Below are 14,759 nucleotides of genomic sequence, written 5' to 3'. Positions count from 1 at the left end.
TTCACCATTATTAATTTATGTCTTCTCAAGAATTCCAAGCAGCCTACAACAGCATCAAGGACACAGGTTATCGCCTCTTACAATATCTTACAGAATTTCGAGAGGGGCTCGGCATTCAGGGAGATGAAAGTCAAGGGCTACAAAGCATTGAAGATGAAATTAAAAAAGCTTTAAAGGCTTTGCAAGATCAGAAGTATCAAGTAGCTGTCATTGCAGCAATGAAAGCTGGCAAAAGCACCTTCTTAAATTCTATCATTGGTGCTGATGTACTGGCGAGTGAAACGGCCGCCTGTACTATCTGCCGTACAGATGTCCGACACATTAAACCAGGCGAAACTCCTAAACTTTTAGAGTATCGAGAAGGACAAAGAAAACCAGTCATTCTTGTTGAGGGTGACGCTGGCAAAATTCAGGAAAAATTCCTGCTACGTACCCGTGAAATCAGAGAACAAGGCAATCCTGATAACACTACACGCTTTGAGATAGAGCATCCGATTGAAGCAATTAGCCAATTATCTTCTCTCACAGGCTTTACCTTAGTTGATACTCCCGGCCCTAATGAGTGGGAGTCTGCAAACTTCAACATAAATGCACTGAAGCAGACAGCACTAGAAGCACTGCGAACCTGCAATGCCATTCTGTTTATTTTAAACTACGCATCCTACAAAGATAATGCAGTTGCTGATTTGTTTAAGGATGTTGTTGAAAATCGTAAGGATTTTATAGCTGAGAACACGGGAAAAATTTACTTTATTTTGAATAAAGTTGACCAAAAAACAGAGAGAGACAAAGAAATTGCTGATGTCATTAAAGATTTAGAGCGAGAGTTAGTTGGCTTTGGCTTTTGCAATCCAGTTATTTACCCTGCTAGTTCTCGACAAGGACTTCTAGCGAAACTGATTCAGCAAGGAAAAGCAACTGACAAGGAGATAAAAGATTTTGAGGATTTCTTTAGTGCCAAATATGCTGAGAGAGATGAAAAAGGCAGGAGAGTAATTCCTTTACCTGAAGAGATTGCACCAAGAGCTTTGCAAGATAGCGGTATTTCGAGCATTCAAGAAACAGTCATTCAAAGGATTACTCAAAATTCAGGCTGGAATTTATTGAGTGAGGTGGTGGCAGAAATTGATAAAGCTGCTAAGGCAATTGAAGATACTCTGAATACAGATATCAGGGGTTGGGAAATGGGGATTGAAGCCCTAAAAGAAAAAGTAGAAGACTACAGAAGACGTTCGGAGAATGCGAGGGCGAACATTGAATCTGTAAAGAAAACTGTAGAGGAACAGAAGCAAACACTAATCAAAGGATTTAGTCAAGGCATTAACACATTTGCTAATGAGGCTAAAGCTCAGATAGCCAGTGAGATAGATAAAATTGCAAAGTCTCGTTCCGCCAACTCTCCAAAGCCAAAAAAAACTCAACAAAGTCGTCAACTACCACCAGCAACATCTGATAATATAGGCTGGGGACAAAGAGTAGGAGACATGGGAGAAGCCGTATTAGAATTAATCCCTGGCTTTGGTCAAAGCCTAGGGAGAGTCTTTAAGTTAGGTGCATCCTTGTTGGATATACTGGGTGAGTCTATTCCACAAGCTTTCAGTACCTCTGCCTCTGAACAGATTGTTGATAGTGAAGAGTTCGATCCGTGCATTTTTCGGTGTAAAACGAAGGCAGAAGCTGGGAAAATTGTTGGAACTATCAATGAGTTTTGTGCGCCACACATTCATAATTGGTGGATAGATACTCAAGATGAGCTTGTTCGAGATGGAACAAATATTCGCAAAGAGTTAGCCAAAATAATTCAAAAAGATATCCAAAAAATCTCAGATGAACTGTCTGCTTATCTGGGCGATGCTTTGCAGGTGAAACTAAACATCAACCCGATTCAATTTCCCAGCTTTGATTTTCCCGGAATTGATGCACGGATTAAAGATGTCCAATTAGCAGTAGTTGTCGGAACTAGCAAGAAAGAAACAGGGAGAAAAAGTCGCTGTTGCAATTCAGATGAAGTCTATCATGCTGATGTTCCTGTAACGGAAAATCGCTCCTTCTTTGAAGTTGATTTACGCCAAACATTAGATTCGATCGACCGCAAAATAGATGAGCAGACAGCTAGAAATAAAAAACTGTTAGAGCGAGTCATTGGAAAACAGGTGGAAGCTGATTTCCGAAGTGCAGAACGGCAAATCAATGATTATATCAACAGGTTTCAAAATGACTTCGATCGCGTTTTGAAGGAACGGGAAACGAAAGAAGCAGAAGCGCCGGAAATTCTAGCTCGTCTTGAGTATCAAAAAGCCAAGCTTATTGAGTACCTCAGTCAATTAAGTTCGATTCGGGAATCTCTCAATAGTTGGAAGCCCGTTAAGTAAAGTTAGAGAAAGTACGATCGCCCTTTTTTCCCAAAGTGCGATCGCTAATCTTTCAATAGACGCTCAATTTACACATATAAAAGCTGATTGGCGATTTCATCAGCCGTTAAGGTATTTAACAGAATAGCAACCCGTTGGACAATTTCATAGGCGTTCTTTTGAGGAGTCACAATAATCCCAGAATGTTCCCGTCCTTCTGTCATATATTCTAGGTGTAACCGCTCAAAATCCACGCGATTATGAGTCAGCAAACATCGATCGACAGATGCAGCATAAGCCAATTGTTGGGTATCAAATTGACTCAACATTCCCTGTTCGCTCGTTGTCGTCACATCAAAACCCCTAGCCCGAAGCAAAGTAGCTACCCGCCTAGAAACATCTTCATCCGTATGAATAGTTGCAAATAGTTTCACGGTTTTTTCAGGGCAGCTTTTACAGCAGGATGAATCAATTCTTCAGGAATTCGATTCCGCTCAATATAAGTATTTATTTCTTCTTGGTTATCCAAATAAAAGCTCAGTGCGTCAAAAATTTGAGCTAATTTCAGATGAGGTAAGTGCATCGGGATTTCTTCAGGAGTGATACCCAAGCGCCACAATTCCACGATCGCACGAACGGAAGTTCTCGTTCCTGCGATAATTGGTTCCCCTTGCAAGATTTCAGGGTGACGTGCAACATAACGCGAAGCAGATTGTGTAGTCATGATAAATTAACCGGACACATCGATCTTGATTATAACTTACCCTAAAAGTCGGTTGTGTTGATGACACTTTAACCTCACCTAATTTTCATTGTCGTAGTCAATAGTACCAAACAATTCCATTACTTTTAGTTGTTTGCGACGTTGAATGTACTCGCGTAAAGCTGCTTCAATTAATGTAGTAGGTGTTGGATGGTTACTCAAATCAAGGGCTTCTTGAAGGAGAGTTTTGTCAATTTCGAGCGTAGTTACCATATATTCTCCTCGTGCAAGTAGGGTATCACGCAATTGCCACCGAACAATGCTGTAATTTTAGTGTAGCGCTCAAACTCTATCAATGGGCGATCGCTTTCCGCATTTAGTTCACGGGAGAATGAAAAGCCTGTTTAGCTTGCTTAAAGCAGGCAAGTCGGCATTTATGAGGACTGCTCAAAGCTCGATCGCGATTTGGAAGTTTTGATTGCAGCCGGCATCCCGCGTCATTTATTTAAAATACTGACTTCCCACGATGACATCGATTTGAAGCCTGTCACGCAATACCTCAAAGCAGTTTCCTAATGTTTTGGGTGTAACGCAATTGTTCTTTTTCCTAAAGTGCGTGAAGCGGAGCTATCCCGTAGGGAAGCGCCCTTATCTAACTTCTATTCCCCTCACATTACTAAGCAAATGCAAGTTCATATTGCAGAACTAAAATTGCATCTGCTTTTAACATAGCCATAGCATATTCACTCCCTTAACTATCAGCAAACTCCACTAAATACTGACATTCATTTCCCGTATCATACACTTCAACAATAGTTCCCACAAGTCCAACTGGCAAACTAGAAATAGATGCGTGTTCTGGTTCCACTAGCGCTAATCGCGTATTTGAAATCGGCTTGAAAATCGCAACCGAATCCAAAAGTCTAAAGGTTTTGATCGTAGTTTAACAAAAGCTGAAATCCAACAACGGTTAGAATTAGTTGAAGTAATTTCCCAGAAGTACCTTCTCTAGGTTTTTAGGGGCAGGTTTAGTTAGGATATAAACGATCGCAGCGAGTTTACCCCTTTCACGCACCCGCCCTCCCCACGCTAGGATTTACCCCTTATTTAGGCCTTAAGTTCGCGCTGCTAAACTCAGAAGCCACAATCATCGACCCAATTCCCGCATCCGTAAATATTTCTTGCAGCAAAGCATGAGGAATTCTACCGTCAATAATGTGAGCACCATTCACACCCTGAGCCAAACTCCGCACACAACAATTAACTTTCGGAATCATCCCCCCAGACACAACTCCCGACTCAACCAACTGTCTCGCTTCCTGAATATCTAACTTAGCAATCAGAGTCTCTGGCTTGTGATAATCCTCCAAAATTCCCGCCGTATCAGTCATCAAAATCAACTTTTCCGCTCCCAAACCAGCAGCAATTTCCCCCGCCACCGTGTCAGCATTAATGTTGTAAGATTGACCCTTTTCATCGGCCGCCACGCTAGACACCACCGGAATATAACCGCTGTTCACCAAAGACTCCAAAATATTTATTTTCACGCCGCTGACTTCACCAACAAACCCAATTCCTTCCCTGCCGTCCGGACGAGCTTGAATCAGATTGGCATCCTTGCCGCACAGTCCCACTGCTTTGCCGCCAGCTTGGTTGATTAACGAAACAATTTCCTTATTTACCTTCCCCACCAAAACCATTTCTACAACTTCCATCGTCGCCGCATCAGTCACACGCAAACCATCTTTGAATTGCGGCTCAATTCCCAATTTTTCCAGCCAAATATTAATTTCCGGGCCGCCGCCGTGAACCACAACCGGACGCATCCCCACGCAAGCTAGCAGCACAATATCCCGAACCACCTTGTCTTTGAGATTGCTATCTTTCATCGCCGCACCGCCATATTTGACCACAATGGTGCGACCGGCAAAGTGTTGAATGTAAGGTAGTGCTTCGGACAGCACCTCTACTCGATTAGTGTCCGAATTCCTAACAAAATCGCTTTGTTTGAGCATGGGTAAATTACAAAAGACTAAAAACTTAATTCTAAACTTTAATGGCTAAAGCACATATTAACAGCCACAAAAATCACTTTTTCCCTTGAAGTTATGGACGCACAGGCTCGATCGCCTTTATTGAACCCCATTCTCAAAAATTTAATAGGTTTTTTTAATGATGTCATTTAAAATTATGTATTATAACTTATACATTTCTTGCTACAGTCAAGAAATGTATAGCTCCCTTGATTTACTTAACGTTTTATGTTAACTGCTGTCGCCCAAAACTCCGAAAACCTTCAGTACAAGCTACCCTCAGAGGCTGACTCGTCCCCCCGGATGACGGTATTTTGCGATTTAGACGGGCCGATCGTCGATGTGTCCGATCGCTACTATGCCACATATCAACAAGGATTAGCCGATACTCAAGCAGCTTATCTTGCTAGGGGAATCAACCTCAACCTTCAAATCCTCAGCAAACAGCAGTTTTGGCAAATGAAACAAAACCGAGTGCCCGATGCTGAAATAGCCAAAAGTTCCGGCTTGTGGGGAGAAGAAATTCACGTTTTTCTCGGATGCGTCAGTCAGATTGTCAATCAGCCAGATTTGTTGCACTTAGATCGCATCCAGCCGGGAGTGCAATGGGCGATCGGACTTCTGCACTCCCGCGGCGTGCGGCTGATTTTAGTCACCCTGCGGCCGAGAAATCAAGCCGTTCAACTGTTACAAAATTACGGTTTAGCCAGACTGTTTACCAGCATTCGCGGAACTCAGATGGCGGATGCCGCCTATCACAACTATACAGCCTTAAAAACTGAATTGTTGGCTGAAGTTGCAGAAGAATTTGAGTCATCGCTGGGTTCGGCTTGGATGATCGGAGATACAGAAGCAGACATCCTCGCAGGAAAAGCATTGGGAATACCTACAATTGCCGTTACCTGCGGAATTCGCAGCCGCTATCAACTCCAAAAGCACCAGCCTAATTTCATTCTCAGCAACTTGATTATTGCCGTTAATCACTTATTAGGTTCCGGCCAACAAGTAATAGTAGAATGACTACAGTTAACAGTAATTAGTTAACAGTTAACTGTTGACTGTTAACTGTTGACTAAGGACTAAGGACTAATGACTGATGAGTAATGGCTGACTAAGGCTTTTCTACATTCCTGGTCATTTCCCACAAGCGATTGAGCGGAAAATAAATCACCGGAGCCCAAAGACTGCTAAGAATAGCAGAACACAAAGCCACTCGCTGGTGATAGCTCCAAATTTCCAGTAAAGCCCGATCGCCCATAGTAAAAAATTGCAGCCCCATCACCGTTTCCGCTACCACCGCCATCCCAAACACAATTAGCGCCATCGGGATCGGATCTCTCTCAACAATATCTACCGGAATCGACCAGGTTTTTTGCAAAACAACTGTTAAGACTCCTACAACAACTAGACTTACAGCATGGGTGGGATGAGGAGCCGTCATCGCATCTTGAAGGAACCCCAAAACCAAGCCCATGCTAGCAGCTCCCCAAACTGTACGTTTCCGCTTAATACTCCAAGCTACCAACCAAATTAACAGCCAGTTCGGTCCAATTCCGAGCAATTCCATTCCCGGCATCCGAGTGGGCAATATCAGTATGCACAGCATCACAGATAGAAATGTAACTGCGAAGTTGAGAAATTGGCGCGATCGCGAAGACATCCGAGATAAAGCTTTCATTGTTGCTGTGCTCCCTCAGATGCTGCTGAAGATTGACTCTGCGACTCATTCGGTTCGGCTTGCTTAGAGTGCGGGTAAACCACCGCCCACTCCAGAGAATTCATCGGTGCAGAGAACTCAACAACAGCTTCTGGAGCCGGAGTTTTATTCATATCCACCGAAACCACTTTTCCCACCGGCAAACCAGGAGGGAACAACTGACTGTAAGAAGAAGTTGAAACCACATCCCCAGGCTTGACATTGGGAACATTCTCAAAAAACTCCATCACAGCCTTATTTCCGCCTTTCCCGCGCATAAAACCCATGTGGCGACTGCGGGTAATTCCCACACCCAATTGACTCGTAGCGTCGCTGACTAACAGCACCAAGCTAGTATTAGGAGTAACGCTGACAACTCTACCTACTAAACCGCCGGGACCCATCACAGTAAAATCTGTTTTGATGCCATCGTTACTGCCGCGCCCCAAGGTTACTTGCTGCCACCAGTGGTCGGCGCTGCGACCGACAATAGGAGCTACAATCCCTGCTGGTTTCTTAGCCGAAACGTAACCTAAAAGCTCTTTTAGCTTCTGATTTTGATTTTCTAATTCTAATAGCTGCGCTTGCAATTCTTGAGTGCGCGCCGAGATGAGTTCCTCTTGCCCCGAGCCGTTGGCGTGAAACGGACGAGTCACCCAATTGTAAACTTCAAATACTGCCGCACCTTGTGTTTGCCGAACTCCCCAAGCTGCAGTTACAGCTAAACCTAAAAGAGCAATTTGCAGCCGCAGATCCCACCACTTTCGGAATGTATTTTTTAGCATAATTTCACTAATCTAAAATTGTTAAGTCAGGATTTTAGATTTGAGATTGCAGCCGTATTTCTAAATCCACAATCCCAAATTTGTTAACTACATATTACGCGACGACTGCCCGCTGAAAACCCGTTCCAACTGTTTGTTTTCCAATACCCTACCAGTTCCCAAAACCACGCAGCACAGCGGATCGGCTGCCACGTGAGTGACAATTCCTGTTTCGTGACTGATCAGAGTATCTAAACCTTTCATCAGCGCGCCACCACCAGCCAGCATAATTCCCCTGTCAATAATATCTGCTGCTAATTCCGGGGGGGTGCGTTCCAAAGTACGCTTGACAGCTTCCACAATTACTGAAAGCGGTTCCGACATACTTTCGCGAATTTCTGGGCCTTTGATAGTAACAGTTCGCGGCAAACCAGACAGTAAGTGCAAGCCCCGCACTTCCATCATTACATCGTCATCCTCTGGAGTGGGATATGCAGAACCCACCTGAATCTTAATTTCTTCAGCAGTGCGTTCGCCGATGACCAAATTGTGAACTTTTTTCATGTATTGGACGATCGCCTCATTGAGTTCGTCGCCGGCTACCCGCACAGACTCACTGATCACCGTACCTTGCAAACTCAAAACCGCAACTTCCGTCGTACCTCCGCCTATATCTATAATCATATTGCCAGTCGCCTCAGCAACAGGCAGTCCAGCCCCGATCGCCGCAGCGATGGGTTCATCAATTAACCGTACTTCTCTAGCACCGGCCTGAGTCGCCGCCTCAATGACAGCACGCCTCTCTACTCCGGTGACACCGCTGGGGATGCCAATAATTATCCGCGGCGAAACTAAGCTTCGGCCTTCGTGAACCCTGCGGATAAAAGTTTTGAGCATCAGTTCCGCCGTATCGAAGTCTGCAATTACCCCGTCGCGAAGCGGGCGCAGTGCTATGACATTCCCTGGCGTGCGCCCGAGCATTTTTTTGGCTTCTTCTCCAACAGCCAGCGGTATTTTTAAATCTTGGTCGATCGCCACTACAGAAGGTTCCTGCAGAACAATACCTTTGCCCGATACATAAACGAGCGTGTTAGCAGTACCGAGGTCGATACCCATATCTCTAGATAACGAAAATCGATTGAGAAGACCCACTGATTCGTACCCCCCCCAAAAACTAAAATACTATTGTGTGCAATAATGTTGTTACAAAAGTGTAACCGAGGTGGATTCTATTACGTTTTTCATCCTGAGTCTAGTCAGAAATGTACATTGTCGAGCTCAGGTTGAGCGCAGACTTGCCAATCATCCACCATCAATATGTTCTCCTAACTGGGTGTACAATCAGGATGAAGCCTCACAAGCGTTGTTCCAAGTTAAGTTTGGAGGCTAATGCGCGTGTGGACTGTTTAACTACATCACCGATCGACCACATTCCCAAAAAAGTTTATGAGTCTTAATGTTGTGACTTTAGTAGGCCGCGTCGGCGGCGACCCGGACGTTAAGTATTTTGAGTCGGGTACAGTTAAGTGTAGTTTGACGCTGGCAGTGAATCGCAGAACCAAGAACAGCGATCAACCAGACTGGTTCAATCTGGAAATCTGGGGCAAAACAGCGCAGATTGCGGCTGACTACGTTCGCAAAGGCTCTCTAATTGGCGTAACAGGCTCTTTGAAGTTCGATCGCTGGCAAGACCGCAATACGGGTTCAAATCGCTCGAAGCCGGTAATTAAAGTAGACCATTTAGATTTGCTGGGTTCCAAACGCGACAACGAGTCCGGTATGTCGCAACACAACAGCGAATTCTAGCGTTTGGGGAATTTGGGAATTAATATTTGTGAATTGGGTGGGTGCTCGTGACTCCAGAAAAGTTAGAAATTGTTCAAACTGAGTACCAAGCTGGGCAAGTAGCTTTTGAGAGTGGCCGGTATGCTCAAGCTGTGCAGAGTTTAGAAACAGCTACCGGTTTAGTCGATCGAAATTCCCGGTTGGGCGGTGAGGTGCAGATGTGGTTAGTGACAGCCTACGAAGCCTCTGGCAATACAGAAAGGGCGATCGAGCTTTGCCGTGCGCTCACCCGCCATCCCCGCCAAGAAACTCGCCAGCAAGCAAAGCGCTTGCTGTTCATTCTCGAAGCTCCCAAACTCACTATCCCTCCTGAATGGATGGTGAAAATCCCTGATTTGGCAGCTTTAGATGAAAATCAATCAATCAGTTTTCAAGCTAATCCAAAAGCTGATATCAAGTACGCTAAACCCAAGCCCATCGTACCAGAGCCTGTAGATTTGAGTCAGGTTAATACAAAAGATAATAGGTTTATCTGGGTGGCGTTAATTGCGATCGGGCTAATTTTAGGCGGCTTATTTATTAGTTATTAATCATTTTTTCATTCGCACAAACTCTATCTCTTGGGTGCGCCTCGGCGCACCTCAACCCTACTGAGAGAAGTTAAGCAATGCCTTTTAGCAATTATAAAAGTATCAGTGCGGTCGCCAAAGAATTCCAAATTAATTACCTGCGGGATAATTTCATTGTCGAAACAGAATTTGCAGTCAGCGAAGTTTTTCGGAATGAATTAGAATTGATTTTCAATGAGGGAGTATTTGACAACTCGGAAATCGCCATTTGTGAAAATATCATTTATCCTGTATTAAAAGAAGTTTGGAAAAATTATCGAAGTAATTTTATCCTCTGGAGTCACCAAACCTTAGTCTATAATGAGAATCTGTCAGGAATTCCAGATTATATATTGGCGAAGCGCTCCCCCCTCGGCACAGTAGTTTTTGACAAGCCCTATTTCATATTAGTTGAAGCCAAGAAAGAGAGCGCATTTGATGAAGGATGGGGGCAGTGTTTGGCAGAAATGATCGCCGTGCAGCGACTTAACAATGAGCCAGAACAAACTATCTTTGGTAGTGTTTCTAATGGGGTAATGTGGCAGTTTGGCAAGCTCAAATTAGAAATGTTTACTCAAAATAAATTTTTCTATACAATTCAGGACTTAGAGCGACTGTTTGCAGCCGTTAACTATGTTTTTAAACAGTGTGAATTACAATTATAGGAGAAGGAAGTTCGGCAACGGATTACTTAACGGATGTAACGGATGTAGCTGAGGTTAGGAAGAAGGAATAAGGAAGGCACCACCAGTGATTTAGACACGGATACACGGATTAATTATCGAGCATGAGGCAGGAGTCAGATGTTGAATAGCGATAATTGCTAAAATAAAAAAAAGACCAAACCAGAAAGGCGATTATTGTGAGCGATTCAACCGTAGACCAGATTTTGAAATTGGCCTCTCAGCGCGCCGATGCGGCTGAGGTATACTACCTGTCGAGTCAAGACACCCCCATCGAATTTGAAAACAATCGCCTCAAATCCCTACAAACCAAAGCACTGCAAGGCGTAGCACTCCGGCTGATTCACTCAGGCAAAATCGGTTTTGCCAGTTCCACTGATTTAACGCGGATAGACGATTTAGTAGATGCAGCAATTCAAACAGCCGAAATCGGCGACCCCGCAGAATTTGAACTCGCCTCCAACTTCCACCTAAAAGGCCCGGAAACCACCTACACTCCGCCCACAACTCAAGAATTAGTCGAAAACGGCAAAAACCTGATCGAGCAAGTTCACGCCTACAATCCCGATATTATGGTAGATGTCGGCTTTCACGTCCGCAGCGGCATCGTGAAAATTGCCACCACGCAAGATTTGTATGCCGAAAGAAGCAGCCAAATAATCAGCGGCTCGATCGCGGGAAATTTGGTCAAGGGAGAAGACTTTATGCAAGCATACAGTTACGACGTAGCGCGCGATCGTCCCCTCGACACCAACAGCATCCTCGAATCACTCCTGGAAAAATACCGCCTCGCCGAACATTCAGCCACCATCACCAGCGGTTCCTACCCAGTATTATTTACCCCCAGAGCCGCCGCTAGCACCCTCGGCGGCCTCTTTGATACCATCCTTTCAGGTCAAGCAGTAGTTCAAAAAGCCTCTCCCCTAGCGGACAAAATCGGCGAAACCTTATTTGACGAACGCTTTACCTTTTTTGAAGACCCCACTTTAGGCCCTTCTGCTTGTCCCTTTGACGACGAAGGTACACCCACCACCCGCAAAATCTTGATAGACAAAGGTACTGTCACCGGATTTTATTGGGATCGCAGGTGGGCAGCTCGCGCCGGTGTACAATCAACCGGCAACGGTTTTCGTGGCGGATTGTCTCGCCCAGGCCCTGATTTGACTAACTTTTGCATTTCCCCCGGAAATACCGCCACTCAAGACTTGATTGCTAGCATGGACGAAGGTCTAATAGTAGAGCAGGTTTTAGGTGCCGGTCAGTCCAATCAGTTAGCTGGCGAATTTTCTGTCAATTTGGACTTAGGCTATAAAGTAGAAAAAGGCAAAATTGTGGGTCGCGTCAAGAATACAATGGTGGCAGGCAGCATTTTTGAAGCGTTTAAAAATTTGGCAGATTTGAGTAGCGAAGCCGAATGGGTAGGCGGTGCAGCCTATTTGCCGAGTATGCTGTTTCAACAGTTGGGTGTAGCTTCCAGGCAATAAGTTCAGTGCGGTTAATTCCAGGTGACGCTGATACTGTTGCTAGAAAAATATTAGCACTCACATCAAAAAAACCCGGTTTCTGCCACCAAGAATCTGTGAAACTGCCCTTCGCTAGCCCCTAAACCGGGTTTTTGGTATGCGGTTCGCAAGTCCAGACGTGGAAATAAAAACACAGAAACAGTGCCGACAATTCAACGCTTTGCTAATTCATGCAAATAGGGAAAAACAGGGAAAAAGGTACAATGAAAGAGCAAAATGTCAAGGATGGAACTCGGAAGAAGAAAAAGCACTTTTTCTTTCTTTTACCTTTGGTTTTTTGCCTTTTAACTCTAGTGACTGGATGCGTTCAGTACGATGTCGGGGTTAACTTTGAGAGTCAAACTCGCGGCGAAATCGTGCAGCACATTAAACTGGGGGAAAGGTTGACGAGCTTCAGCAGCGAAACTGTTGCAGAATGGTTGAAAAGCGTAGAAAGCCGGGTGAGGTTGCTGGACGGAAAAACTAAACGGCTTTCCCCCACAGAAGTTCTAGTGAGGATTCCTTTCAATAATGGAGCAGAGTTGCAAGACAAGTTCAACCAATTTTACAATCCGATCGCACCAACCACAAAATATCGGACCGGAAGTCCGCTAGAAACAGATTTGCCCAAGTTTGAATCTCACCTTAGTGTCAAGCAGAATAATTTGTTATTGGTGCTGCGAAATCGGTTGAGTTTGGAATTGGATTTGCGCTCTCTTTCACTGCTTTCTTCTAATGGCAGTCTGCTGCTGAGTCCGGGGGGACTTTTGGAGCTAGACTTTAGCTTGAACACCCCTTGGGGCGCAAAAAGTATTGAAACTGTCGCCGGTGCGCTGGTTCCCGAAACCTATCAGCAAGGAAAACAGTTAGTTTGGAAGCTCAAACCCGGAGAAGTTAACTATTTGGAGGCGATATTCTGGATTCCCAGTCCCGTAGGAATTGGGGCGCTGATTATTGCCTTATTTGTGGCTGCGGGCATTGCTTTGAAATATCAAATATTGCCAGCACTCTTAATCGCCAAGAAACCCCAAAACATCGGTCAAACCTAAAGAGGATATGTCCTGCTGGGGCGGGTTAACCAATCTCTTCAATCAACTCTCACAGTTCCAATAAACCCGCCCCTCCCCGGATATTATGGTTAATTGACCAGATTTGAGCTTATCAAAAAAACTAGCAGTATCTGCCAAAAACCAGTTGACAAATGATCAAGAATTTGCTTAACCTGAATTGAGAATTAGGAACAGAGAAAATGCGAGCGCTAAATTTCTTCTTCATCTTTCTGATTTGCTTGGCTCTAGTATTTTTCAGTATCGAAAATACACAGCCCGTCGCGATTCAAGTTATCCAAGGCGTCCAAGTTAAAGCTCCGCTGTGCGTAGAACTAATTGTAGCGACCGGATTAGGGGCAACACTAGCGTGGCTGTTCAGTCTGTGGTCGAGAATGCAGCGAACCCTCGCGTCGCGCCAACAGCTCCGCCAAGTTCGCGAAAAAGAGCAGCGGATTCAGGAATTAGAACAAAATCTTGAACGCTATAAAGCAGAAGTAGAAGCCAAACAACCTTTGTTAGAAAGTGCAGAACCGATAAGTTTAGAAATAGCAGCCATTGAGGGCACAACTGCTGAAATAACCGCCAATTAACTTGATATGCTCTCTCGTTTTCTCAGAGGGAAAATCTAAAATCTAAAATCTAAAATCTAAAATCGAATGGCCGTTTCCCGAGACCAAGATGGCTTAGAAACGATTTCCGAGGGGATCGCAATTTTAATTGACCTAGCGGAACGGGGAGAAATTGATCCTTGGGACGTTAAGGTAATTGAAGTGTTCGATCGATGTCTGAGCAAGCTTACGAACGCCTGCGATGCAGATCAGAGTAAGGATTTCTCCGATTTGTCCCACTCCGGCCAAGCGTTTTTGTACGCTTCAATGCTGGTGTTGCTCAAAGCAGAAAGTATCGTCCTCTCCGAACCCCCCCCTAATCCCGACTCGGCCGAGGAGGCGACGCTAGAAGACGCAGAGCACTCAGGCGGGCGACACTTGCCGCAGCATTTAGAGCGGCAATTGCGCCGTCGCGGTGTAGCTCAACTACCGCAAAAACGCCCGGTGACTCTCCCAGAACTGATTGAGCAGTTGCAGCTAATGAAAGCAGCAATGGAGCAGACTGTGACCCCCCGGCGCCGCCCTACCTCAAAAATGCGATCGCAAGCGGCCCAGGCTATCTTTGAGCTAGCTCACCAAGAAAATCTCGTAGAAACCGCTAGTGAACTCGAACGGTTTCTGGCTCAGCGGGGTTCGGAAATTGACGAGGGTTGGCTGGACTTGGACAAATTGCTAGAACTCTGGCATCATAACGATTTGCACTCTCCTGTCAACCCAGAACACCCAATATCGACTGGGGAAGTTCACTTGCCAAATCACGACCGCGTGGGTATCTTTTGGGCGTTGTTGCTGCTGTCGGCTCAGTCTAAAGTAGAGTTGCTTCAAGAGGAGTTTTACCAAGACCTGAAAATCCGCGCGCTTTGAGCTTGCAGGGTATTAGGTTCTCGGGGGAAACTAATAACTATGGCACTGCGTCGGTTAAGATTCCAGACAGAATCTCGCTCTATGGCATTCTGTTGCTGAGTCCCGAATGCGGA

General features: G+C 45.1%; 17 protein-coding genes. 9 read left to right on the top strand and 8 right to left on the bottom strand.

Annotation, left to right across the window (positions count from 1 at the left end):
• Positions 1-17 precede the first annotated feature (17 nt).
• Positions 18-2,372 (top strand): dynamin family protein, encoded by a 2,355-nt coding sequence (locus QUB14_RS18870; RefSeq protein ID WP_333218570.1) that lies wholly within the window; start codon positions 18-20, stop codon positions 2,370-2,372.
• A 68-nt stretch (positions 2,373-2,440) separates the two neighbouring features.
• On the opposite strand, the gene QUB14_RS18865 is transcribed toward QUB14_RS18870, so the two are convergent.
• The 5 genes from QUB14_RS18865 to argB all read right to left on the bottom strand — a co-directional run bounded on the left by QUB14_RS18865 (position 2,441) and on the right by argB (position 5,069).
• Positions 2,441-2,785: a DUF5615 family PIN-like protein gene (locus QUB14_RS18865; protein ID WP_333218571.1), complete on the bottom strand. Its 345-nt coding sequence runs from the start codon at positions 2,783-2,785 to the stop codon at positions 2,441-2,443.
• Positions 2,782-3,075 (bottom strand): DUF433 domain-containing protein, encoded by a 294-nt coding sequence (locus QUB14_RS18860; protein WP_333218572.1) that lies wholly within the window; start codon positions 3,073-3,075, stop codon positions 2,782-2,784. The genes QUB14_RS18865 and QUB14_RS18860 overlap by 4 nt, the downstream gene beginning before the upstream one ends.
• 78 nt (positions 3,076-3,153) lie before the next feature.
• Positions 3,154-3,327 (bottom strand): type II toxin-antitoxin system VapB family antitoxin, encoded by a 174-nt coding sequence (locus tag QUB14_RS18855; protein WP_333218573.1) that lies wholly within the window; start codon positions 3,325-3,327, stop codon positions 3,154-3,156.
• Positions 3,328-3,805: 478 nt separating this feature from the next.
• The gene (locus QUB14_RS28770) at positions 3,806-3,922 is read right to left on the bottom strand and encodes a DUF4926 domain-containing protein (RefSeq protein ID WP_445251854.1); all 117 of its coding nucleotides are present in this window, start codon (positions 3,920-3,922) and stop codon (positions 3,806-3,808) included.
• Between the two features lie 235 nt (positions 3,923-4,157).
• On the bottom strand, positions 4,158-5,069 hold the full coding sequence (gene argB / locus QUB14_RS18850; protein ID WP_333218574.1) for an acetylglutamate kinase: 912 nt from the start codon (positions 5,067-5,069) through the stop codon (positions 4,158-4,160).
• Between the two features lie 246 nt (positions 5,070-5,315).
• On the opposite strand from argB, the gene QUB14_RS18845 reads away from it, so the two are divergent.
• Entirely contained in the window at positions 5,316-6,107 is a 792-nt protein-coding gene (locus tag QUB14_RS18845; protein ID WP_190738043.1) for an HAD family hydrolase, read from the top strand.
• A gap of 91 nt (positions 6,108-6,198) precedes the next feature.
• Here the strand turns inward: QUB14_RS18845 and mreD are convergent, their stop codons facing one another.
• The 3 genes from mreD to QUB14_RS18830 all read right to left on the bottom strand — a co-directional run bounded on the left by mreD (position 6,199) and on the right by QUB14_RS18830 (position 8,663).
• Positions 6,199-6,765: a rod shape-determining protein MreD gene (gene mreD, locus QUB14_RS18840; RefSeq protein ID WP_190663673.1), complete on the bottom strand. Its 567-nt coding sequence runs from the start codon at positions 6,763-6,765 to the stop codon at positions 6,199-6,201.
• Positions 6,762-7,568, bottom strand: a complete 807-nt coding sequence (gene mreC, locus QUB14_RS18835) for a rod shape-determining protein MreC (protein ID WP_333218575.1) — start codon at positions 7,566-7,568, stop codon at positions 6,762-6,764. The genes mreD and mreC overlap by 4 nt, the downstream gene beginning before the upstream one ends.
• Positions 7,569-7,655: 87 nt before the next feature.
• The gene (locus QUB14_RS18830) at positions 7,656-8,663 is read right to left on the bottom strand and encodes a rod shape-determining protein (RefSeq protein WP_006632285.1); all 1,008 of its coding nucleotides are present in this window, start codon (positions 8,661-8,663) and stop codon (positions 7,656-7,658) included.
• 330 nt (positions 8,664-8,993) lie between these two features.
• Here QUB14_RS18830 and QUB14_RS18825 point away from each other — a divergent pair, with 330 nt between their 5' ends.
• The 7 genes from QUB14_RS18825 to QUB14_RS18795 all read left to right on the top strand — a co-directional run bounded on the left by QUB14_RS18825 (position 8,994) and on the right by QUB14_RS18795 (position 14,646).
• Positions 8,994-9,353 carry a single-stranded DNA-binding protein gene (locus QUB14_RS18825; protein WP_190663675.1) on the top strand — a complete coding sequence of 120 codons (360 nt, stop codon included), beginning with the start codon at positions 8,994-8,996 and terminating at the stop codon, positions 9,351-9,353.
• Positions 9,354-9,400: 47 nt separating this feature from the next.
• Complete coding sequence (locus QUB14_RS18820; RefSeq protein WP_333218576.1) at positions 9,401-9,922, top strand: tetratricopeptide repeat protein; 522 nt, start codon at positions 9,401-9,403, stop codon at positions 9,920-9,922.
• Positions 9,923-9,999: 77 nt separating this feature from the next.
• Positions 10,000-10,605 (top strand): hypothetical protein, encoded by a 606-nt coding sequence (locus QUB14_RS18815; RefSeq protein ID WP_333218577.1) that lies wholly within the window; start codon positions 10,000-10,002, stop codon positions 10,603-10,605.
• A gap of 197 nt (positions 10,606-10,802) precedes the next feature.
• Entirely contained in the window at positions 10,803-12,107 is a 1,305-nt protein-coding gene (locus QUB14_RS18810) for a metallopeptidase TldD-related protein (RefSeq protein WP_333218578.1), read from the top strand.
• A gap of 242 nt (positions 12,108-12,349) precedes the next feature.
• On the top strand, positions 12,350-13,174 hold the full coding sequence (locus QUB14_RS18805; RefSeq protein ID WP_333218579.1) for a DUF3153 domain-containing protein: 825 nt from the start codon (positions 12,350-12,352) through the stop codon (positions 13,172-13,174).
• A 200-nt stretch (positions 13,175-13,374) separates the two neighbouring features.
• Positions 13,375-13,764 (top strand): LapA family protein, encoded by a 390-nt coding sequence (locus QUB14_RS18800; protein ID WP_333218580.1) that lies wholly within the window; start codon positions 13,375-13,377, stop codon positions 13,762-13,764.
• A gap of 66 nt (positions 13,765-13,830) precedes the next feature.
• Positions 13,831-14,646: a segregation/condensation protein A gene (locus QUB14_RS18795; RefSeq protein ID WP_333218581.1), complete on the top strand. Its 816-nt coding sequence runs from the start codon at positions 13,831-13,833 to the stop codon at positions 14,644-14,646.
• The last annotated feature ends 113 nt before the right edge of the window (positions 14,647-14,759 follow it).

The sequence above is a fragment of the Microcoleus sp. B3-D2 genome (assembly GCF_036705345.1).
Classification (GTDB): domain Bacteria; phylum Cyanobacteriota; class Cyanobacteriia; order Cyanobacteriales; family Microcoleaceae; genus Microcoleus.
This window is presented reverse-complemented; position numbering and strand designations above follow the sequence as displayed.

Excerpts from the sequence above, each read along its gene's own strand:
- QUB14_RS18870 (WP_333218570.1), top strand. The coding sequence starts at position 18 with ATGTCTTCTCAAGAATTCCAAGCAGCCTACAACAGCATCAAGGACACA.
- QUB14_RS18860 (WP_333218572.1), bottom strand. The coding sequence starts at position 3,075 with ATGACTACACAATCTGCTTCGCGTTATGTTGCACGTCACCCTGAAATC.
- QUB14_RS18855 (WP_333218573.1), bottom strand. The coding sequence starts at position 3,327 with ATGGTAACTACGCTCGAAATTGACAAAACTCTCCTTCAAGAAGCCCTT.
- argB (WP_333218574.1), bottom strand. The coding sequence starts at position 5,069 with ATGCTCAAACAAAGCGATTTTGTTAGGAATTCGGACACTAATCGAGTA.
- QUB14_RS18845 (WP_190738043.1), top strand. The coding sequence starts at position 5,316 with ATGTTAACTGCTGTCGCCCAAAACTCCGAAAACCTTCAGTACAAGCTA.
- mreD (WP_190663673.1), bottom strand. The coding sequence starts at position 6,765 with ATGAAAGCTTTATCTCGGATGTCTTCGCGATCGCGCCAATTTCTCAAC.
- mreC (WP_333218575.1), bottom strand. The coding sequence starts at position 7,568 with ATGCTAAAAAATACATTCCGAAAGTGGTGGGATCTGCGGCTGCAAATT.
- QUB14_RS18830 (WP_006632285.1), bottom strand. The coding sequence starts at position 8,663 with ATGGGTATCGACCTCGGTACTGCTAACACGCTCGTTTATGTATCGGGC.
- QUB14_RS18825 (WP_190663675.1), top strand. The coding sequence starts at position 8,994 with ATGAGTCTTAATGTTGTGACTTTAGTAGGCCGCGTCGGCGGCGACCCG.
- QUB14_RS18815 (WP_333218577.1), top strand. The coding sequence starts at position 10,000 with ATGCCTTTTAGCAATTATAAAAGTATCAGTGCGGTCGCCAAAGAATTC.
- QUB14_RS18805 (WP_333218579.1), top strand. The coding sequence starts at position 12,350 with ATGAAAGAGCAAAATGTCAAGGATGGAACTCGGAAGAAGAAAAAGCAC.
- QUB14_RS18800 (WP_333218580.1), top strand. The coding sequence starts at position 13,375 with ATGCGAGCGCTAAATTTCTTCTTCATCTTTCTGATTTGCTTGGCTCTA.
- QUB14_RS18795 (WP_333218581.1), top strand. The coding sequence starts at position 13,831 with ATGGCCGTTTCCCGAGACCAAGATGGCTTAGAAACGATTTCCGAGGGG.